This window comes from Microbacterium sp. Leaf203 (genome assembly GCF_001421275.1).
Lineage (GTDB): Bacteria > Actinomycetota > Actinomycetes > Actinomycetales > Microbacteriaceae > Microbacterium > Microbacterium testaceum_A.
Genome location: NZ_LMKF01000002.1, coordinates 1 through 298 on the forward strand (window position 1 = coordinate 1; position 298 = coordinate 298).

1 pseudogene is annotated in these 298 nt (G+C 61.4%); it reads right to left on the reverse strand.

From position 1 onward, the window contains the following. Positions 1-262: pseudogene (locus tag ASE56_RS01115) on the reverse strand (hypothetical protein); the annotation flags it as partial. Between the last annotated feature and the right edge of the window lie 36 nt (positions 263-298).

The window sequence follows — 298 nt, forward strand, 5'->3', positions numbered from 1 at the left end:
CGAGTATGCCTGAGAGCAGCACGACGGTGAGCACGATCTGGAACGTCACGACGAGGACATGGTCGAGCTGGAATTCAGCCCATGAGGCGGCATACCATTTCGTCGTGAAGCCTTCCGGCAGCCACGTGCCGAGCCAGCGCGTTCCGAACGAGGAAACGACCACCGCCGCGATGACGGCGAGTACGTTGAGAATGAAGAACCCCGTCACCACCCAGACGACGGCGATCCAGAGTTTTGCAAGCGGAGAGGTATCGCGGATCATCTGTCAGCCTTTCCCGCCCGCCGTGGAGCCGCGGTA